The organism is Sphingomonas sp. (assembly GCF_017304615.1).
Classification (GTDB): Bacteria; Pseudomonadota; Alphaproteobacteria; order Sphingomonadales; family Sphingomonadaceae; genus Sphingomonas.
Map to the genome: position 1 here is coordinate 1 of NZ_JAFKLZ010000004.1, position 19,357 is coordinate 19,357.

Genomic DNA, 19,357 nt, shown 5'->3' on the forward strand with positions numbered 1-19,357 from the left:
ATCAGAATATTCTATGGGCGGTCGGATGGGGGAGCGGGCCGGTGCCGTTCTTCATGACTGGCAGTTCGGACACCAGAAGGTTGATCGCCCCCCTTCGGTATAGCGCTTGACGGTGCCGCTGCACCCGCACGGCGCGCCCTCCCGGCCGTAAACGAGGAACTCCTTCGAGAAATAGCCGAGATTGCCGTCGGGGTGCGCGAAGTCGCGCAGCGACGATCCTCCAGCCGCGATCGCCGATTCGAGGACGGCGCGAATTTCGGTCACCAGTCGATCGAGCTTGGGCAGACTGATCTTCCCTGCTTCGCGTTTCGGCGAGATCCGCGCGGCGTAAAGCGCTTCGCAGACGTAGATGTTGCCCAATCCGGCGACGACGCGCTGGTCGAGCAGCATCTGCTTGATCGACGCGATGCGGCCCTTGAGCGCACGTTTCAAATAGGTTCCGGTCAGGTCGGGTCCCAGCGGCTCCGGCCCCAACGCCTTGAACGCCGGGAAGTCGGCAAGGCTCGCGGTCGGCACCAGATCGACCGACCCGAATCGCCGTGGATCGTTAAGCGCGACGCTACGCCCCTCCCCGGTCTCGATAACCAGATGGTCGTGCTTCTCCGGCTCGCTCGGATCGACTCGCCACCGCCCCGACATGCCGAGGTGGAAGATCATCGTGTCGCCACGATCGGTATCGATCAGCCCGTATTTCGCCCGACGGCCGAGGCCCGTGACGGTCGCCCCGGTCATCCGCTGCGCCAGATCGTCGGGGAACGGACGGCGCAGATCGCCGCGCCGCGTGACGACGCTTGTCAGGCGCTGTCCGTTCAGAACGGGCTCCAGTCCGCGGACGGTGGTTTCGACTTCGGGCAGTTCCGGCACACGCCGCAGCTAGGTTGCGTTTGCCCCGGCCACAAGCGCTCGCTAGAGCCGCGCCCATGACCGATACCGTTTCCTTCGGCTACGAAGATGTCTCGCCCGAAGAAAAGACCGCGCGCGTCGGCGGCGTCTTCGCCAGCGTGGCGTCGAGCTACGACGTGATGAACGACGCCATGTCGGGCGGCCTGCACCGCGTGTGGAAGGACGTGTTCGTCCGCCGCGTAAAGCCGCGCGAGGGCGAAACGATCCTCGACATGGCGGGCGGCACCGGCGACATCGCGTTCCGGCTGGCGAAGTCAGGCGCGGCCGTAACCGTCGCCGACATCAACCCGGCGATGCTGGAAGTCGGGATCGAACGCGCCGCCAAGCGCGGGATCGACGGACTGGTGTGGTCGGAAGCGAATGCCGAGACGCTGCAATGGCCCGACCGCTTCTTCGACGCCTACACGATCGCGTTCGGCATCCGGAACGTGACCGACATCCCCACGGCATTGCGCGAGGCGCATCGCGTACTGAAGCGCGGCGGGCGGTTCTTCGTCCTCGAATTTTCGACGACGCTCTGGCCCGGGTTCGCCGATGTCTATGACGCCTACTCGCATCATATCGTGCCCAAGGTCGGCAAGGCGATCGCGGGGGACGAGGACAGCTATCGCTACCTGATCGAATCGATCCGCCGCTTCCCCAACATGGCGCGGTTCAAGGAGATGATCGGCGAGGCCGGGTTCGTCCAGACCAAGGTCGAGCCGATGCTCGGCGGGCTCGTCGCCATCCATAGCGGCTGGAAGATTTGACCTCTCCGATCGTCCATACCTGGCGCCTGCTGAAATGGGGCCGCATCCTCGCGCGCCACGGCGCGTTGCGCGGGATTGAGCGCGATCCCAACACGCCGCCCAAATTGCGCCGGCTGGTCAAGCTTGCGCGGTTCGGCGCGCGGGTGCCCAAGGTGCCGCGCTATGCCGATGCGTTCCAGGCGATCGGGCCGGCCGCGATCAAGCTCGGCCAGACGCTCGCGACGCGGCCCGACCTGGTGGGCGAGGATGCCGCGCACGATCTGATGCGGCTGCAGGATGCTTTGCCGCCGCTCCCCTTCGACACGATTCGCCGCGCGATCGAGGCGGGGCTCGGCCGCCCGGTCGAGCAACTCTTCACCTCGATCGACGAAACCGCGGTCGGCGCGGCGTCGATCGCACAGGTCCATCGCGCGGTGACGCTCGAGGGCGCGGACGTGGCGGTGAAGGTGCTGCGGCCCGGCGTCGAGGAGGATTTCTCCAAGGCGATCGACACCTATCAATGGGCGGCCGCGCAGGTCGAGGCGATGGGCGGCGAACTCGCCCGCTTGCGCCCGCGGCTCGTCATCGAGACGTTCAAGCGCTGGACCGCGCGCGAGCTCGACTTGCGGCGCGAGGCGGCCTCGGCGTCCGAACTCGCCGAGGCGATGCATGCCGAGCCCGACTATATCGTCCCCGCGATCGACTGGCAGCGGACCAGCGGGCGCGTGCTGACGTTGGAATGGATCGACGGGGTCAAGCTCGCCAACCGCGACCGGCTGATCGCGGCGGGGCACGACACGCACAAGCTCGCGCACGTGCTGGTCAACGCGTTCCTGCGCCAGGCGATTTCCGAAGGTTTCTTCCACGCCGACATGCACCAGGGGAATCTGTTCGCGACGCCGGACGGCAAGATCGCGGCGATCGATTTCGGCATCATGGGGCGGATCGACCGGCGCGCGCGGGTATGGCTGGCGGAGATCCTCTACGGGCTGATCACCGGCAACTACAAACGCGTCGCCGAAATCCATTTCGAGGCGGGCTATGTGCCGGCGCACCACAATGTCGCGGAGTTCGCGACCGCCTTGCGCGCGGTCGGCGAGCCGATGCGCGGGCTGCCGGTCAAGGACATGTCGGTGGGCATGATGCTCGACGGGCTGTTCAAGATCACGCGTGATTTCGACATGCAGACCCAGCCGCACCTGCTGCTGTTGCAGAAGACGATGGTGATGGTCGAGGGCGTCGCGACCAGCCTCGATCCCGATATCAACATGTGGGACACGGCGGCGCCGTTCATCAAGGAGTGGATCCGGACCGAACTGGGGCCGGAGGCGGCGGTCGCCGATCGGCTGATCCAGGATGTCCGCACGGTCGCCCGCCTGCCCGACCTGATCCGCCGCATCGAAGCACACTATCCTGCGCCAGGCGGCGCGCCCCCCGCCCCGCCACTCCAGGAGATCGAGGTGGTGCGAATCGGTGGCGGGTGGCGCTATCTGGCGGTCGCGGTGCTGAGCGCGGGGCTTGCGGTCGCGGCGACCTGGGCGATCGTCCACTGATGGCGATCTGGCTCGCCGAGCCGTCGCGTTTCGCCGGGGTGCCGAAGGGCCGTGCACGGTTGGGGCTGGTCGCCCTGATGCTGCTGTTGCTTGCGACACTGACCGCGCTCTCCGTGCCGCAGCCAGCCGCAGTTAGCGGCGATCCGAATAAGCGCTCCGACGATCAGGCCGATGTCGTGCTCTACGAATCGATCGTCGACGGCGTGCGGCACGGCGGCAATTATTACGAAATCGCGGCGCACCAGCTACGGATCGGCGACTATCCGATGAAGCCGTTCGTCACCTTCCGCTTGCCGACCCTCGCGGTGGTGCAGGCGCTGATGCCCGGCTGGGCAGTCATCGGTTTGCTCTATTTCCTCGCGGCGTGCGTCATGCTGGCATGGTTCGTCCGGTTGCGCCCTGCCTTCGCGCGGCCACCGCCGCTGATCCTGGCCATGGTCCTGCTCGCCGGTGGCATAGGCGCGTTCGTCCAGACCGAACTCGCGGCGTTCCATGAGGTGTGGGCGGGTCTGCTCATCGCGCTCAGCCTCGCACTGCGCCGGCCGGGCCACTGGGTCGCGGCGGCCGGGATCGGCGCTTTGGCGATGCTGATCCGCGAGACCGCTGCGCTCTACGTCGCGATCATGTTCCTCCTCGCGCTCGCCGAAGGAGACCGCAAGGAAGCCGCCGGCTGGGCTGCGGGGGTCGCGTTGCTCGCGATCGCCGTCTTCGCGCACGCTCATGCCGTAGCGCAGGTGGTCCAGCCCTTCGACCCAGAATCGCCCGGCTGGTCGGGGATGCTCGGCTTCGGATTTTTCGTCGAGGCAATGACGCTGTCGACCGCGTTGCGGCTCGCGCCGATTTGGTTGGCCGCCCTGCTGATGGGCTTGACGCTGTTCGGCTGGGCGGCGTGGCGCGACGGCACCGGTATCCGCGCGTTCGCGACCTTTTGCATCTACGCGGTCCTGATCGGCCTGTTCGGGCGGGTCGACACCTTCTATTGGGGGCTGATGGTGGCGCCCGCGATCCTGATCGGCCTGGCCTTCGCACCCGACGGGCTGAAGGACCTGATCGCCGCCGCCTTCCCCAAGCGCCGCAAGATCACCGTGACGAGGCTGACCCCATGAAGCGCATCCTGCTGATCGTCGGCGGCGGCATCGCGGCCTACAAAGCGTGTGAGTTGATCAGGCTGGCGCGCAAGGCCGGGATAGGCGTCAAGTGCGTGCTGACCGCGAGCGGCCAGCAGTTCATCACGCCGATGACGCTGGCGGCGCTGTCCGAGGAACAGGTCTACACCTCGCTCTGGGATCTCAAGGACGAGACCGAGATGGGGCATATCCAGCTCAGCCGCGAGGCCGACCTGATCGTCGTCGCGCCAGCCACGGCAGACTTGATGGCGAAAATGGCGGCGGGGATCGCGGACGACCTTGCGACGACGCTGCTGCTCGCAACCGACAAGCCGGTGCTGGTCGCGCCCGCGATGAACGTGCGGATGTGGCAACACCCCGCGACCGTGCGCAATGTCGCGACCTTACGCGACGATGGCGTCACGGTGCTCGAACCCGACGAAGGCCCGATGGCGTGTGGCGAGTTCGGTCCCGGGCGCTTGCCCGAGCCCGAGGCGATCCTGAAGGCGATCCAGGCCAAGCTCGTCTGACGTGCTGACCGGCAAGCACATCATCGTCACTGCCGGCCCGACGCACGAGCCGATCGACCCCGTCCGCTATCTCGCCAACCGCTCGTCCGGGAAACAGGGCTTCGCGATTGCGGGCGCGCTGGCGGCGCTGGACGCGCGAGTTACGCTGATCGCGGGGCCGGTCACGCTGGTGACGCCGCCGGGGTGCGATCGCGTCGATGTCGAGACCGCGCTGGAGATGGCTACGGCAGTCGAAGGCGCCCTCCCCGCCGATGCCGCGGTGATGGTCGCCGCCGTCGCGGACTGGCGCGTCGAGGCCGCCGGGCAGAAGATCAAGAAGGACGCGGGCGGCCCGCCCGTGCTCCATCTTGTCGAGAATCCCGACATCCTAGCGGGTCTGTCACGCAATCCGCGTCGCCCCGCGCTCGTCATCGGGTTCGCCGCCGAGACCGAGCATGTCGTCGATCACGCCAAGGCCAAGCTGGCGAAGAAGGGCGCCGACTGGATCGTCGCCAACGACGTCTCGGGCGACGTGATGGGCGGCGAGCGCAACGCCATCCATATCGTCACGGCGACCGGCGTCGAAAGCTGGCCCGATGCGCCGAAGGACGAGATCGCCCGCTTGCTCGCCGCGCGGATCGACGCCGCCATGGATAACCGCGGGTAAGCCAAAACGCGGAATCGCCCGATAACGTAAAGTACGATACGCAGTCGCAATGACCGATCCGATTCGCATTGGAATCAAAAGATTGCCCAACGGCGGCGGGCTGCCCCTGCCCGCTTATGCGACCGCAGGCGCGGCGGGAATGGATGTCGTCGCGGCGGAAGGCCTGCGGCTCGCGCCGGGTGCGCGCCACGCCGTCGCGACCGGCTTCGCGATCGCGATTCCCGAGGGATACGAGGTTCAGGTCCGCCCGCGCTCCGGTCTGGCGCTGAAACACGGTGTCACTTGCCTCAACACGCCGGGCACGATCGATCACGACTATCGCGGCGAGGTGAAGGTCATCCTCGCCAATCTGGGCGACGAGCCGTTCGAAATTGCGCGGGGCGACCGCATCGCCCAACTCGTTCCGGCCCCGGTTCAACGCGCAACGCTGGACGAGGTCGATGAACTTGGCGAAACAGTCCGAGGTAGCGGAGGCTTCGGCTCGACCGGAATATGATTGCATTGTTTCTGGCGTTGCAGGCCGCGGTGAGCGTCGCCGCGCCCCCGGCTGACTGGTCGGCATTGCCGCCGCTCCGGCTGTCCAATACCCCCGACTATGCGGCGCTGATGACGCAGTTCGTCCATGACGAAGTCGTCGCGGGACGCTGTGCCGTGCCCCCAGCGGTCGGGGGCAAGGTCAGCATCACGGTCGATATGGTCGTGCTCGTGTCGTCTAATGGCGAAGCGCTACGCATCGTGCCTAAGACGATCAACTGCCCGACAGTAGAGCAATTCGCCGCCGGCGTCGTCCAGAAGGCCGCGCGCGGCAACGTCGTCGGCTCGCCGCCGGCGACGGATAGCTGGTATCGGACGGGGATGACGCTTAGCTGGTAAGCGTGATTCTCAGCGATCAGGACCTGACCCGGTTCGCCCGGCATATCGTGTTGAAGGAAATCGGCGGCGCCGGACAGGCGCGGCTGCTGGAGAGTCATGTCGCGGTGATCGGCGCGGGCGGGATCGGATCGCCCGCACTGCAATATCTCGTCGCCGCGGGGATCGGACGGATCACGATCGTCGATGACGATACCGTCGACCTGTCGAACTTGCAGCGACAGACGTTGTTCGGGGTCGCCGACATTGGGGCGGGAAAGGTGGAGGCGGCGGCGGCGGCGTTGGCGCGGCTCGATGCGGGCACGACGATCAAACGACATTCGGTTCGGATCGATGCTGACAATGCGGAAAGCATACTCGCCGGCGCGAATGCCGTACTCGACGGCAGCGACAATTTCGCAACGCGCCTCGCCGTCGCTGACGCGACGCTCGCCCTGCGCATCCCGTTGATCTCCGCGGCCGTCACCCAATTCGAAGGACAACTCGGCGTCTATCGCGGGTGGGAGGACGACAAACCCTGCTACCGCTGTTTCGTCGGCAGCGACCCGGACCACGAGGGCGTGAGCTGCGCCGACGTCGGCGTGCTCGGCGCGATGGCGGGAGTGATGGGCAGCCTGGCCGCGCTGGAAGTCATCCGCGCGATCGTGCCGTTCGGCGACGACAGTGCGGGCAAATTGCTGCTCGCGGACGCGCTGTCGCTGCGGTTCCGGACGATAGCATTGCCCAAGGATCCGGGCTGCGGATGCAATTAACCCCGGCCGACCCGCTCCAGCGTCCAATCGCCAACGGCCCAGCGATCGCCGTGCTCGACGTACCAGTCGACCGTTGCCGAGAGGCCTTCCACAAAACTGATCTGTGGCTTCCAACCCAGCTCGGTCTCGATCTTCGACGGATCGATCGCATAGCGGCGGTCATGCCCCGGGCGATCGGCGACGAATTCGATCAGGCCGCGCCGCTCGCGTCCGATCGGCAGTCGCGTGTCGAGCAGGTCGCAAATCCTCGCAACCGTCACGATGTTGCTATGCTCCTCCCGCGCGCCGATCGCGTAGGTCTCGCCGACGCGCCCGCGCTCGAACACAGCCTGGAGCGCGGCGGCGTGATCCTCGACGTGAAGCCAGTCACGCACGTTCGCGCCGTTGCCATAAACCGGCAGCGGCTCGCCCCGTAACGCCTTCAGAATCGTCAGCGAGATCAGCTTTTCAGGCGCCTGCCACGGGCCGTAATTGTTGGAGCAGTTCGTTACGACAACCGGTAGGCCATAGGTGTGATGCCAGGCGCGGACGAGATGATCCGACGCCGCCTTGGACGCCGAATAAGGCGACGAAGGACGATAGGGCGACGATTCGTCGAACTTGCCGGTATCGAAGTCGAGATCGCCGAACACTTCGTCGGTCGATACGTGGTGAAAACGAAAAGCCGACTTTGCGTCGAAACTCAGCTTTTCCCAATAATCCCTTGCGGCATCGAGCAATTCATAGGTGCCGACGATATTCGTCGCGACGAATGCGCCAGGGCCATCGATCGAGCGATCGACATGACTTTCCGCCGCAAGGTGAACGATCGTCTCCACACCCTCCGCCGCCAGCAATTCGGAAACCAGCCGGCGATCGGCAATGTCTCCCCGGACGAAGCGATAATTGGGCTTCCTTTCTACGTCAGCCAAAGCCGCTGGCGCGGCCGCGTAAGTCAACTTGTCGAGATTGACGACCCGACGCCCCTGCCCGACCAACCGCCGGACGAGCGCGGAGCCGATAAACCCTGAGCCGCCCGTAACTAGAATGGTCGGCGGCTCGCGCCCGATATTCCGAATGCTCATGCCGCCATTTTTCGCAGATAAGAGGCGTAATCACCACCCATTTGCGCCGCTCGATCGAGCAAGGCTTCCCGATCCAGCCATCCCAATTGCAGTCCGATCTCTTCCGGGCAGGCGATCTTGACCCCCATGCGATGTTCGATCGCCCGGACGAAGCTCGACGCTTCGTAGAGACTGTCGTGCGTGCCGGTATCGAGCCAGACGTTGCCGCGCCCCAGCAGACTGACGGTCAGGTCGCCGCGGGCGCGATAGGCGTTGAGAACATCGACAATCTCGGTCTCGCCGCGTACCGAAGGCTTGAGCGACTTGGCGAACTCGACCACGTCCGGGTCACAGAAATAGAGGCCAGTCACCGCCCAGTTCGTTTCGGGCCGCGTCGGCTTCTCCTCGATCGACGTCACAGTGCCGTCGGCTTTGAACGACACCACACCGTACCGTTCGGGATCAGTCACCTGATAGGCGAATACCGTCGCGCCGGTCGCTTTGGCCGCCGCCTCGCGGCACCGCGCGCCAAGTTGGTCGCCGTGAAAGATGTTGTCGCCGAGGATCAGCGCACAGCCTTCGCCGTTCAGGAACCGCTCGCCGATCACGAACGCTTCGGGCAAACCGCCCGGTTTTTCCTGCTCCGCATAGCTAAGCGACACACCGAACGCGCCGCCATCGCCGAGCAGCGCTTCGAATGCCGGCAAATCGCGTGGCGTCGTGATGACGAGAATCTCGCGGATGCCCGCCAGCATCAGGATCGACAGCGGATAATAGATCATCGGCTTGTCGAATACCGGCAACAGCTGCTTGGACACGGCCAAGGTCGCCGGATAGAGCCGCGTGCCGCGTCCGCCCGCCAGGATGATGCCTTTCATCCCGGCAGGTGTAATGTTGAAGCGTTAAGTCCGCGTAAGTCTTACAGGGCTTTGATAAATTCGCGGATGTGCGGGCCGATGTCGGAACGCGCCAGCGCGACCGAGATGTTCGCCTCGATATACCCGGCCTTGTCCCCGCAATCGTAGCGCTGCCCGTCGAAGGTGAAGCCGTGGAACGGCTGCTTCCCGATCAACTGCGCCATGGCGTCGGTCAGCTGGATTTCGCCGCCCGCGCCGCGCACCGGATTGTCGAGGATCTTCATCACTTCTGGCTGAAGGATATAGCGGCCGGGCGTCATCAGGTTCGACTTGGCGGTGCCGAGCGGCGGCTTCTCGATCACTTCGAGCACTTCGGTCAGTCGCCCATCTACCTTGCCGGGGGTGATGATGCCGTATTTGTCGGTCTGATCCTTCGGCACTTCGAGCGCGCCGATCAAATTGCCACCGACCTTGTAATAGGCGTCGGCCATCTGCTTGAGGAAACCGGGCTTTCCGACCATCAGTTCGTCGGGCAGCAGGACAGCGAACGGCTCGTCGCCGACGATGTCGCGGGCGCACCACACAGCGTGGCCAAGGCCGAGCGGCTCCTGCTGGCGGATATAGACGGGCGACCCCGGCTTCTGGCGGATGCCGTCGATCAGTGCCATCGATTTGCCGCGCGCACGCATCGTCGCTTCGAGTTCGTAGGAGACGTCGAAATGATCCTCGAGCGCCGACTTGCCGCGGCCCGTCACGAAGATGATCTGCTCGACCCCCGCCTCCAATGCTTCCTCGACCGCATATTGGATCAGCGGCTTGTCGACGACGGTCAGCATCTCCTTCGGCATCGCCTTGGTGGCCGGGAGAAATCGCGTACCGAGTCCGGCAACGGGGAAAACGGCCTTGCGGAGGGGCTTGATGGTCATTCCTGCTCTCGAAACATTCTCTATGCGGGTTGCTTAGCCGCCTTTTAATGAAGAATGGATTAGGCGGACATCATGGCCGACGCACGTAAAATCCTTGTCATTTTCGGAACGCGCCCCGAGGCGATCAAACTGTTCCCGGTGATCAACGCGCTAGCGGCGACGCCGGGGCTAAGCGTGCGCACTTGCGTGACCGCGCAGCATCGCGGGTTGCTCGATCAAGTAATGGCGATAGCGGGACTGACCCCCGACATTGATCTCGACCTGATGGAGCCCGGTCAAACGCTTGACCGACTGACCACCAAGCTACTGACCGGTCTGGGCGAGGTGGTGGACGCCGAACGGCCCGACCGCGTGCTGGTCCAGGGCGATACGGCGACGGCGATGGTGGGGGCGCTGGCGGCTTATTATCGCAAGGTGCCGGTCGGGCATGTGGAGGCGGGACTGCGATCGGGCGACATCTATCAGCCCTGGCCGGAAGAAGTGAACCGCCGCATCGTCGCCCCAATCGCCGACCAGCATTACGCGCCGACCGAGACCGCCGCGGCGGCCCTGCGCGCCGAGAATATCGACCCGGCGACCATCCACGTCACCGGCAACACCGTGATCGACGCACTGCACTGGACCAGCGAGCGAATCACCGCCGATCCGTCGCTCGCCGCCGGGCTCGACCCGATCGCCGAGCGTTTCGCAGGCAAGCGCGTCATTCTGGTCACCACGCACCGCCGCGAGAATTTCGGCGGCGGGATGGAGAATATCGCCCGCGCCATCGCGCGGATCGCGGCGCGCGACGACGTGGCGGTGCTGTTCCCGATGCACCCCAATCCCAATGTCGGCAGCGTGATGGACGCGATCCTGGGCGACCGGCCCAATGTCGCGCGGATCGAGCCGCTCGACTATCCGCATTTCATTCGCGCGCTCGGCCTGTGCCACCTCGCGCTGACCGATTCGGGCGGCGTGCAGGAGGAAGCGCCGGCGCTCGGCAAGCCGGTGCTGGTGATGCGCGACACGACCGAACGGCCGGAGGGGGTCGCGGCGGGCACGGCCAAGCTGATCGGGACGGACGAGGACCGGATCGCGACGGAAGTCGACCATCTGCTCGATGACGCCACGGCCTATGCAGCGATGGCGCAGGCGCATAATCCGTTCGGCGACGGCCATGCGGCCGGCCGCATGGCCGCGATCATCAAGGACAGCCTGTGAAGTTCCTCGTCACCGGATCGGCCGGGTTCATCGGCTTCCACGTCGTCAGCCGCTTGCTCCAGGCCGGGCACGAGGTACTCGGGATCGACAATTTTTCCGAATATTACGACGTCACGCTCAAGGAACGGCGCAACGACATCCTGTCGAACCACGCCGATTTCCGGGTCGCGCGCGTGTCGATCGACGACATGGCGGCGTTCGGCGCGGAGTGGGAGGCGTTCCGGCCCGACATCGTGGTCCACCTCGCCGCGCAGGCAGGGGTGCGCTATTCGATCGACCATCCCGAAAGCTATGTCCAAGCCAACCTGATCGGCACGTTCAACGTGCTTGAGCTCGCGCGCCGGACGCAGCCGAAGCACTTGCTCGCCGCCTCGACCAGCTCGGTGTACGGTGCCAACACCCAGATGCCGTTCGGCGAAGACCAGAAGGTCGCCACCCCCCTCACCTTTTACGCCGCCACCAAGGCCGCGACCGAGCTGATGGGGCACAGCTATGCGCACCTGTTCGGCGTGCCGACGACGTTCTTCCGGTTCTTCACCGTCTATGGTCCCTGGGGACGCCCCGACATGGCGCTGTTCAAGTTCGCCAGGGCGATCGACCAGGGCACCCCGCTCGATGTCTACAACCGCGGCGAGATGGTGCGCGACTTCACCTATGTCGAGGATCTGGCGGAAGCCGTCATGCGCCTCGCCGACGCCATACCCGGCAAGGAGCCGGTCGAGGGCGACAGCCTGTCCCCGGTCGCGCCGTGGCGGGTCGTCAATATCGGTCAAGGCGAGCCGGTGAAGCTGATGGACTATATCGCCGAGATCGAACGCGCGATGGGCAAGCCGGCGATCCTCAACCTGATGCCGATGCAGCAAGGCGACGTTCCGGCGACCGAAGCATCCAACGGATTGCTGCGTCGCCTGACTGGCTATGCGCCATCGACGCCAGTGTCGGTCGGCGTCCCCGCCTTCGTCCGCTGGTATCGCGATCATTACGCCGCCTGAGGCAAACGTCGTTTCCGAAGTCTTCACCCTTCCCGTGCCATGCGGGCGCCATGCAGCCCGCCACTGAACTAAAGGTCGTCGTTCTCGGTCTTGGCTATATCGGCCTGCCGACGGCGGCGGTGATCGCTCGGACCGGCGCCAAGGTGCTCGGCATCGACGTCCATCAATCGGTCGTCGACACGATCAACTCAGGCAAGGTGCATATCGAGGAAGTCGATCTCGACGGCCTGGTCCAGGGCGTCGTCGCGCGCGGCGATCTGCGTGCGTCACTGCAGATTGAGCCAGCCGACGTCTTCGTCATCGCCGTCCCCACCCCGTTTGCCGACGATCATGCGCCCAATATCGGCTATGTGCTTAAGGCAGCGACCAACATCGCCGTCGTGCTTAAGCCGGGCGATACCGTGATACTCGAATCGACCTCGCCGGTCGGCACGACCGAGAAGGTTCGCGACCTGCTTGCCGAACTGCGCCCCGACCTCAAGATTCCCGGCAGGACCGGCGAACAGGCGGATGTCGCGATCGCGTATTGTCCCGAACGCGTGCTGCCCGGCCGCATCCTGGTCGAGCTGATCGAGAACGACCGCGTCGTCGGCGGCATCACGCCCCGATGCGCACGCAAGGCGCTGCAGTTCTACCGCCGCTTCGTCCGCGGAGCGTGCGTCACCACCACCGCGCGCGCGGCGGAGATGACCAAGCTCACCGAAAACGCGTTCCGCGACGTCAACATCGCCTTCGCCAACGAACTGAGCCTGATCGCCGACACGATGGGGGTGGACGTGTGGGAGGTGATTCGCCTCGCCAACCGCCACCCGCGCGTCAACATCCTTCAGCCCGGCCCCGGCGTCGGCGGGCATTGCATCGCGGTCGATCCGTGGTTCCTCGTCCATGCCGACCGCGAAAATTCCCCGCTGATCCGCACTGCCCGCGAGGTCAACGACGGTAAGACCGACCATGTCATCGCCAACGCCTCAGCGATGATCGAAGCGATGCCCGGCGTGGCCGTCGCGTGCCTTGGCCTCGCGTTCAAGGCGAACATCGACGACTTCCGCGAAAGCCCGGCGTTGAAGGTCGCGGTAGCGCTGGCCGACCGGTTCGGTTCGCAGGTTCGAATCGTCGAACCCTATGCCGCCACCTTGCCGCCCGCCCTCGACGGCACAGGCGCGACCCTGGTCGATATCGACACAGCGATTGCAACGTGCGGCGCGATGATTGTGCTGGTAGACCACGACGTGTTCAAATCGGTCCCGCTCGAGGAACGCACCGACAAGGTGGTGTTGGACACCCGGGGTATCTGGCCGGATCAGCCGAAGGATCGCGCGGTCGCACGGCTCAAGATCGCAAGTTAGCGCTTCTTCGTACCATCATCCGCTTTGGCGGTCGGCCGGTCCGAGCGATCGGCCTCCGGATCGGCGAAGCGATCTATTCGCGTATACAGTCGGCTGTTGATGCGCGTGTTCAGCCGCCGACTCGTGCGGCGATCGCCCGTCAGCCCGGCATTGTTGACATCCTGTTCGCGGTCGCCAACCCGGCTGCCTAGCGACTTGCGGGTCTCATCGACGTCCTGGGCGCCCGCGTTCGACGCGATCAACGCAACTGCGAACAATGCACCTGCCAGAACCCGCATTTTGAGCCCGATCATAGCCTAATCAGTCCTACTGAATCGATTTGCCCGGTCGCGCCCTGAACATCATCGCTGGAGCGCACGATCAGTGAAAGCAATTGTACGGGACAGTTGCCAGGCACCGTCAATTCCGTCGCATAGGGCTGACCCGCAACCCGCGGCTTGCCGATCTCGAGGACGCCGATAGCACGACCGTCCGCACATTTGAGTTCCCAATAGGGGCCCTCCCCGACCTCCTGCGACGATTCGGCCACGACGCTCTGCAACCGGATCTTCCCAGCTGGTGCAAACGTAAACTGCTTCGCTGTTGTTCCCCCGACGGCGGGATAGAGATGATAATCGAGAACGCCGTTGCGCCCGCCCGGAACCAGGCTTGCATCCATCCCTTCCCCGACGCTCAACTGCCATTCAAACGGCGAGTTCGTCATCTTTGCAGGCTGGAAATCACCGTTCCGGATCAGCGAATTCCTCTCCGCGGGATGCGTCGCAACATAATAACGCCAGGCGTCGGTCAGCTTGCCGTGGGCGACCATATTGTTGAGAAAGACCGATTCCGTTTCGGACGGGATCGCATAGCCGCCGCGACGAAGGTCGAGAAACAGTTGTCCTACCGCCGCATAGTCGGTGCCGTTCGCCGCCAGATAGGCGATCAGCCCAGAACTCCAGAGCGGCCGGCCCAACAGTACCCGCGTTAATGGCTGGCGAACCTCAGGATTGCCGGATGCCGCGACGAGGATGGGATACAACACGTTGGTCGCCTCATAGCTCGCCCGCATCGCGGTATCGTAATGAAGCAAGGCGCCATCGATATTACCTTCGCCGACCGCCTTTTCGATCAAATAGAGCTGCGTGGTGAAATCACGACGGGACAGCTTTTCCGAATAGTCAAACCAGACTCCGCTCGACGTCTCGTCGCCCCTCATCGCGAAAAACAAAGCGCGAGCGACAGTCGCCGAGACGACGGTGGCGTCACGAGTCAGCGCCTTTTGCGCGAGCGCGTCGGCAGCCGTACGATCAGCAGGCGTCTTGCCGCTCTGGATAAGCAGGAAAGCGGCCTTGCCGTCGATCCGAGCGTCGCTCGCCAACGAGCGGGCCTTGATGGGATCGACCCTGGCCAGCGCCGAGGCAGCGTTCCTGGTAATCGCCATGTACCCCGCGGCCATCAGCAGCGCGGCGGCCAAAAATCTTGGGATGAGCGCGGCGCCCTGCATGTCGGCGACCTATCGCCCGGTCCGTTCCTTGGCTTCGGCCCGCGCATCGCGGCCGTACCCATAGCCATATTCGTAACCGTAGCCGTAGTGTGCCCGCTTCGATTCGAACTTGGTCAACACCCCGCCGATGACATGCGCGTTCGCGCTGGCCAGTCGAGCCAGGGCCGTACGCACCAGGCTGGTGCGGATGCCATGCGATTCGACGACGTAGACCGCCGCCTCGACGCGGCTGCAGATGAGCGGCGCGTCAGCCAAGCCCATGATCGGCGGCGAGTCGATGACGATGTGGTCGAACATATGGCCGAGTTCGCCCACCAGCTTGCCCAACCGCTCGCCGGTGAGCAGTTCGGCAGCGTTCGGCGGCAACGGCCCGGCCGACATCGCGGCGATCTGCAGATCCGGAATCTGAATCAGCAAGGATGCGATGTCGTCAGAGCCCGCAAGGTAGTTGCTCAGTCCCTTCACATTGGCGGCGCCGGCAAAGTGGTGGACCGATGGCGACCGCATGTCGCCGTCAACCAGCACGACGCGCCGGCCCGACCGCGACAACATCGTCGCCAGCGCTAGCGCGGTGGTCGATTTGCCTTCCGCCGGTCGCGTACTGGTCACGGCGAGCGAACGCGGCACGCCATGCTCGGTCGAGAATTGCAGATTGGTCTGCACGGCGAGATACGCTTCGACGAGATTGGACTTGCGATCCGACAGCGCCTGGCGAAGGTCGTCGTCCATCGACTTGGGGATCGCGCCGAGCAGCGGAAGTCCCAGTTCGCGTTCCACTTCCTCCGGATCGGCGATAGCTTCGTCGATCTGCTCCAGCGCGAAGGCCGCCATCGCGCCAAGCGCCAGGCCACCGAGCAGCGAAAGGAACAGGTTCAGGACAAGACGTGGGCTGGAAGGCTTGGCCGGAACTTCGGCGGAGTCCACGACCGAGACGTTGTTGACACCAACGCCGCCCGCCACGCCGATTTCCTTGTACCGCTGCAACAGGCCGTCATACAGCTGGCGGTTGGTATCGACCTCTCGCTGGAAGATATTGTACTGAATGCTCCTGCGGCGGAGGTCGAGCATATCGCCCTTCAGCGCATCGACCTTGCCCTTTAGCTGGTTCTCGCGCGAGAGCGCGGCCTTGTAATCATCGGCAATCGAACTGTCGGCGCGGCCTTCTTCACGCCCGATGCTCTTGTCCAGCTGGGCGATCTGGGCGGCAATGGCTTTCGCTGCGGGATAACCGGGTTCGAACTGGACCATCAGCCGTTGATATTCAGCGGCAAGCTCCGCCCGTTTCTGACGGAGCTGGTTGATCGCCTCGTTGCGCAACTGTTCGGCCGAAACCCCGCCGCGCTTCGACTGCTGAAACCGCGCCTCGGCCTGAATTCGATCCGCCGTTGCTTGGGCAAGCGCGTTGTTGAGTGTCACCAGATCGTCCACGTCGATCGACCGATCGGGCAATCGCGTGCCATCCGACGCCGTAACACCCGGCAGGTTGATGATCTTTTGCGCGCCGGCATAGGTGACGAGCTGACGTTCGGAGTCTTCCAGTTTGACCCGCAACTGCTCGAGACGCCCTTCAAGAAATTTGCGGGCATAAGACGTGGCCTGGTAGCGCCGCTCCAGCGTGATCTGGATGAAGCTGTTTGCCCAGGCATTCGCGACCTTCGCTGAAAAAGCCGGATCGGCACTCGTGAAGTCGATCTGGACGAGGCGTGACAGCCGGGTCGGCGACACATCCACGTTCCGGAGCAGAACTTCACCTGCCGCGCGTGCGCGCTCTTCGCGCCCGCTCGCCGGGTAGCGGCCATCCGTCTGTTCGAACGCCGCCCCCTTCTGGGGGACGCCAAACATAGCGAAGAACTTCGGATCATCGCCGATCTTCAATTCCGTGGCGATCCGTTCGGCCAGCGTGCGCGACCGCAGCAGCCCGTATTGCGTCTGATAGAATTCCTGATCAGCGACGCTCGCGTCGCTCTGGACGCCTTGAATGTCTGTGATCTTGTTGGATTCACGCGCAATCTCGACGACCGTGGACGCAGTATATTTTGGCGTCATCAGCAGCGTCGCGATCAATCCGAGAGCGATGCACCCCGCCACACAGCCGGCCACGACCCAGCGCCAACGCATCGCAACACGAAGATATTGACGCAGGACCGGTATTGCCTGGGCCGCACCAGTCGCCGGCGCGCGTGGCGTTAGTTCGAACACCTTGATCGGCGGGGTCGGTTTGGAAACTTCGTTCATAACTTTACGTTCAATTCACAATAGCGACGAGAGGCGCCGCGAGCAGCGGGGCCAGTGACACGAAGTCACGGAACAAGCGCCGGGCAGGCGAATCGCCCACGATGATGACGTCGTTCGCAAAAATCGGCGGATCGCCATAATATCCACGCCGAATAGCGCCGATATTGTAAAGACCGGCCATTCGCTTACCGTCGACTGTCCGCAGGATGACGACATCGTCCAGCTTACCGAAGTCCGAAACGCCCTTGGCCGACGCGATGGCCCGCATCAGCGTCATCTGGTTAGTCACCGGGTAAAGGCCGGGCTCGACCACCGCCCCATCCACGGTGACGACCTGGCTGACTGAGCTCTTGATATTGATCGTGACTTGCGGGTCGCGGACATAACGCCGGCGCAGCACCGCTTCGATCGAGCGCGACAGTTCGTCGGCGGTCTTGCCGCGCGCGTCGATCGTCCCGACCAGCGGCATCGCGATACGTCCGCTCGCATCGACCTGCATCTCGCGGCTCAAGTCAGGCAAGCCAAAGACATCGACGCTGATCGTGTCCAGCGGCCCGATCAGGCTTGGACGATCGGCGACGACGAGGTCGCTGCGCTGGGGCGCTGGCAATTCGCCGGCATCCTTGACGACCGTGAGGGACGCCGTGCTCTCTAGACGGTTCCCGCCTGCACAGGCGGACAACGCCAACGCCACAGGCAAAAGTATGGCAGCAACAACGCGCATATACGAAATCATTCCGGAGAGTTTGATGTGGCGGGCTATAGGGGGTCGGGTGTAGCGCGTAAAGCGTTCCGGGCGGTTTGCGGAACTGACGCCATGCTGAGCCAGCAGCCTGAAATCATGATCAAAGCCATGATCATGGGCGTTCGCGCCGGATAGTCTGAAATGCTGGCGATGACGACAAGAATGACGGTCAGCGAGCCAAACCTGGCCAACCGCGCCGCTTGCGAGCGGTCGGCAAACGCCCGGATCGACCCGAGGCCAAGCCAGATTGCCGCACAGCCGGCGATGACCGGCCCGAACATGCCTGTCTCGATGACCGTTTCCAACAGGTCGTTGTGAGCGTGGTTGAAATAGGTAGGCTCAAGCAGCGCCAGGGGTTCCGCTGCACGGAAAACCGCGTCGAACGACCCCATTCCCGCGCCGAATGGAAAATACCCTTTGGCGATATCCCACACCACCGGCAGCGCTCTGATCCGGAAATCGCTGTCGACCGTCATCGTCGTTGCGCGTGTAAACGACTCCGCACGACCGAAATAGAGGCTGGTCAGCCCGATGATCGCGACGAAGACGATCATGCCGCCGCTCCAGATCACCGCACGGCGTAGACCGAGTCCGCCCGACGAACGGCGGTTGAGCAATGCCACCGCCGGACCCAACACAAGCGCCAGCCCCCCGAGCAATATGCCCGCCCGCGATCCCGTGGCGAGGATCGATATACCCATTAGAAAGATGAGGCAGAATGCCAGCCATAACCGGCGATCGCGCAAGTGGCCGCCATTTTCGAAGCCCCAGTGCCACGTCAGCGCAATCCCGATCGACAGGAACAGCGCCTGATGATTCCGGTTGGCGAACACGCCGGCATAATCAGTCGTCGAACCATTGATGAGGGGGTTGTCAGGCGCCGTGCCCGCCGCCTGCAGCAGCGCCAACACCGCACTGAACACGATCGCACCCAGTACGATCAGATAAGTTCGGCGGACGGTATTTTGGCCTAGTGCAGACACCAACACCAGGACGCAAAACGGCACAAGCAGCGAAAACAGGGAATTCCATCCGGCATCGGGAACCAGGTTGATCGGCCGCCACATGGTGGGGGGTAGCGGCAGCGACGCGATGGTCCCCCTGCCCGGCAACGCCGTCCAGATCGAAGGGGGCAACGGCACCAGCTGCAACGCGGTGAGGATGCCCATCGCAGCCAGCAGGTAAGACAGTGCGCGATATACCTTCAAATCGGGAAGGCCGCGCGTCACGATTCTGATGCACATCAACACCACGGCGACGCCGCGGACAACAGATTGCGCGAGAACATCCTCACGCGACGCGCCTCCCGCAATACACAGCGTTATGAAGAAGATAACGAGTAATATGGCTGGCAGACGCTCCTCGCGAGCGAGGCCGATATCGATGCGGGGGAGAGCCATCGCGACGCCCTACACAGATTGATCAGGGACGGAAAGAGG

General features: G+C 64.3%; 18 protein-coding genes and 1 pseudogene. 10 read left to right on the forward strand and 9 right to left on the reverse strand.

The genetic code is table 11. From position 1 onward, the window contains the following. Positions 1–51: 51 nt before the first annotated feature. Positions 52–864: a bifunctional DNA-formamidopyrimidine glycosylase/DNA-(apurinic or apyrimidinic site) lyase gene (mutM, locus tag J0J06_RS14860; RefSeq protein ID WP_294043410.1), complete on the reverse strand. Its 813-nt coding sequence runs from the start codon at positions 862–864 to the stop codon at positions 52–54. A gap of 56 nt (positions 865–920) precedes the next feature. Here mutM and J0J06_RS14865 point away from each other — a divergent pair, with 56 nt between their 5' ends. The 7 genes and pseudogenes from J0J06_RS14865 (at position 921) to J0J06_RS14895 (ending at position 7,088) form a co-directional block, all read left to right on the forward strand. Further along, positions 921–1,652 carry a class I SAM-dependent methyltransferase gene (locus tag J0J06_RS14865; RefSeq protein ID WP_294043412.1) on the forward strand — a complete coding sequence of 244 codons (732 nt, stop codon included), beginning with the start codon at positions 921–923 and terminating at the stop codon, positions 1,650–1,652. Then, positions 1,649–3,184, forward strand: coding sequence for a 2-polyprenylphenol 6-hydroxylase (ubiB, locus tag J0J06_RS14870; RefSeq protein ID WP_294043414.1), 1,536 nt, complete (start codon positions 1,649–1,651; stop codon positions 3,182–3,184). Before J0J06_RS14865 ends, ubiB begins: the two co-directional genes overlap by 4 nt. Then, positions 3,184–4,290, forward strand: a complete 1,107-nt coding sequence (locus J0J06_RS14875; protein WP_294043416.1) for a hypothetical protein — start codon at positions 3,184–3,186, stop codon at positions 4,288–4,290. The genes ubiB and J0J06_RS14875 overlap by 1 nt, the downstream gene beginning before the upstream one ends. Further along, positions 4,287–5,466, forward strand: a pseudogene (gene coaBC, locus J0J06_RS14880) (bifunctional phosphopantothenoylcysteine decarboxylase/phosphopantothenate--cysteine ligase CoaBC). Before J0J06_RS14875 ends, coaBC begins: the two are co-directional and overlap by 4 nt. A gap of 49 nt (positions 5,467–5,515) precedes the next feature. Then, on the forward strand, positions 5,516–5,962 hold the full coding sequence (dut, locus tag J0J06_RS14885; protein ID WP_294043418.1) for a dUTP diphosphatase: 447 nt from the start codon (positions 5,516–5,518) through the stop codon (positions 5,960–5,962). Next, on the forward strand, positions 5,959–6,339 hold the full coding sequence (locus J0J06_RS14890; RefSeq protein ID WP_294043420.1) for a hypothetical protein: 381 nt from the start codon (positions 5,959–5,961) through the stop codon (positions 6,337–6,339). Before dut ends, J0J06_RS14890 begins: the two co-directional genes overlap by 4 nt. 2 nt (positions 6,340–6,341) lie before the next feature. Continuing rightward, complete coding sequence (locus J0J06_RS14895; RefSeq protein WP_294043422.1) at positions 6,342–7,088, forward strand: HesA/MoeB/ThiF family protein; 747 nt, start codon at positions 6,342–6,344, stop codon at positions 7,086–7,088. Here the strand turns inward: J0J06_RS14895 and rfbB are convergent. The 3 genes from rfbB to galU are packed head-to-tail and all read right to left on the reverse strand — an operon-like array spanning position 7,085 to position 9,914. After that, positions 7,085–8,152: a dTDP-glucose 4,6-dehydratase gene (gene rfbB / locus J0J06_RS14900; protein WP_294043424.1), complete on the reverse strand. Its 1,068-nt coding sequence runs from the start codon at positions 8,150–8,152 to the stop codon at positions 7,085–7,087. The two genes, J0J06_RS14895 and rfbB, sit on opposite strands and share 4 nt — an antisense overlap. After that, positions 8,149–9,009, reverse strand: a complete 861-nt coding sequence (gene rfbA, locus J0J06_RS14905) for a glucose-1-phosphate thymidylyltransferase RfbA (RefSeq protein ID WP_294043427.1) — start codon at positions 9,007–9,009, stop codon at positions 8,149–8,151. Before rfbA ends, rfbB begins: the two co-directional genes overlap by 4 nt. 41 nt (positions 9,010–9,050) lie before the next feature. Continuing rightward, positions 9,051–9,914, reverse strand: a complete 864-nt coding sequence (galU, locus tag J0J06_RS14910) for a UTP--glucose-1-phosphate uridylyltransferase GalU (protein WP_294043429.1) — start codon at positions 9,912–9,914, stop codon at positions 9,051–9,053. Between the two features lie 72 nt (positions 9,915–9,986). Here galU and wecB point away from each other — a divergent pair, with 72 nt between their 5' ends. Genes wecB through wecC form a run of 3 tightly spaced genes read left to right on the forward strand, consistent with a single transcriptional unit; the run spans position 9,987 to position 13,452 of the window. Then, complete coding sequence (wecB, locus tag J0J06_RS14915; RefSeq protein ID WP_294043431.1) at positions 9,987–11,114, forward strand: non-hydrolyzing UDP-N-acetylglucosamine 2-epimerase; 1,128 nt, start codon at positions 9,987–9,989, stop codon at positions 11,112–11,114. Further along, positions 11,111–12,106: an NAD-dependent epimerase/dehydratase family protein gene (locus J0J06_RS14920; RefSeq protein WP_294043433.1), complete on the forward strand. Its 996-nt coding sequence runs from the start codon at positions 11,111–11,113 to the stop codon at positions 12,104–12,106. Before wecB ends, J0J06_RS14920 begins: the two co-directional genes overlap by 4 nt. 50 nt (positions 12,107–12,156) lie before the next feature. Beyond that, the gene (gene wecC, locus J0J06_RS14925; RefSeq protein WP_294043435.1) at positions 12,157–13,452 is read left to right on the forward strand and encodes a UDP-N-acetyl-D-mannosamine dehydrogenase; all 1,296 of its coding nucleotides are present in this window, start codon (positions 12,157–12,159) and stop codon (positions 13,450–13,452) included. Here wecC and J0J06_RS14930 read toward each other — a convergent pair. The 5 genes from J0J06_RS14930 to J0J06_RS14950 all read right to left on the reverse strand — a co-directional run bounded on the left by J0J06_RS14930 (position 13,449) and on the right by J0J06_RS14950 (position 19,318). Next, positions 13,449–13,730 carry a hypothetical protein gene (locus J0J06_RS14930; protein ID WP_294043437.1) on the reverse strand — a complete coding sequence of 94 codons (282 nt, stop codon included), beginning with the start codon at positions 13,728–13,730 and terminating at the stop codon, positions 13,449–13,451. The two genes, wecC and J0J06_RS14930, sit on opposite strands and share 4 nt — an antisense overlap. 11 nt (positions 13,731–13,741) lie before the next feature. Beyond that, positions 13,742–14,938 carry a hypothetical protein gene (locus J0J06_RS14935; protein WP_294043439.1) on the reverse strand — a complete coding sequence of 399 codons (1,197 nt, stop codon included), beginning with the start codon at positions 14,936–14,938 and terminating at the stop codon, positions 13,742–13,744. 9 nt (positions 14,939–14,947) lie between these two features. Further along, a complete protein-coding gene (locus tag J0J06_RS14940; RefSeq protein WP_294043441.1) occupies positions 14,948–17,173 on the reverse strand; it encodes a polysaccharide biosynthesis tyrosine autokinase in 2,226 nt (741 codons plus the stop codon). Positions 17,174–17,183: 10 nt separating this feature from the next. Next, a complete protein-coding gene (locus J0J06_RS14945; RefSeq protein WP_294043443.1) occupies positions 17,184–17,783 on the reverse strand; it encodes a polysaccharide biosynthesis/export family protein in 600 nt (199 codons plus the stop codon). Between the two features lie 149 nt (positions 17,784–17,932). Further along, positions 17,933–19,318, reverse strand: a complete 1,386-nt coding sequence (locus J0J06_RS14950) for an O-antigen ligase (protein ID WP_294043445.1) — start codon at positions 19,316–19,318, stop codon at positions 17,933–17,935. Positions 19,319–19,357 lie beyond the last annotated feature (39 nt).

Bases quoted from the DNA above. Each gene is read 5' to 3' on its own strand.
- dut (WP_294043418.1), top strand. From the start codon at position 5,516: ATGACCGATCCGATTCGCATTGGAATCAAAAGATTGCCCAACGGCGGC.
- wecB (WP_294043431.1), top strand. From the start codon at position 9,987: ATGGCCGACGCACGTAAAATCCTTGTCATTTTCGGAACGCGCCCCGAG.
- J0J06_RS14935 (WP_294043439.1), bottom strand. From the start codon at position 14,938: ATGCAGGGCGCCGCGCTCATCCCAAGATTTTTGGCCGCCGCGCTGCTG.
- J0J06_RS14940 (WP_294043441.1), bottom strand. From the start codon at position 17,173: ATGAACGAAGTTTCCAAACCGACCCCGCCGATCAAGGTGTTCGAACTA.
- galU (WP_294043429.1), bottom strand. From the start codon at position 9,914: ATGACCATCAAGCCCCTCCGCAAGGCCGTTTTCCCCGTTGCCGGACTC.
- J0J06_RS14930 (WP_294043437.1), bottom strand. From the start codon at position 13,730: ATGCGGGTTCTGGCAGGTGCATTGTTCGCAGTTGCGTTGATCGCGTCG.
- J0J06_RS14865 (WP_294043412.1), top strand. From the start codon at position 921: ATGACCGATACCGTTTCCTTCGGCTACGAAGATGTCTCGCCCGAAGAA.
- rfbA (WP_294043427.1), bottom strand. From the start codon at position 9,009: ATGAAAGGCATCATCCTGGCGGGCGGACGCGGCACGCGGCTCTATCCG.
- J0J06_RS14950 (WP_294043445.1), bottom strand. From the start codon at position 19,318: ATGGCTCTCCCCCGCATCGATATCGGCCTCGCTCGCGAGGAGCGTCTG.
- wecC (WP_294043435.1), top strand. From the start codon at position 12,157: ATGCAGCCCGCCACTGAACTAAAGGTCGTCGTTCTCGGTCTTGGCTAT.
- J0J06_RS14890 (WP_294043420.1), top strand. From the start codon at position 5,959: ATGATTGCATTGTTTCTGGCGTTGCAGGCCGCGGTGAGCGTCGCCGCG.
- J0J06_RS14875 (WP_294043416.1), top strand. From the start codon at position 3,184: ATGGCGATCTGGCTCGCCGAGCCGTCGCGTTTCGCCGGGGTGCCGAAG.
- rfbB (WP_294043424.1), bottom strand. From the start codon at position 8,152: ATGAGCATTCGGAATATCGGGCGCGAGCCGCCGACCATTCTAGTTACG.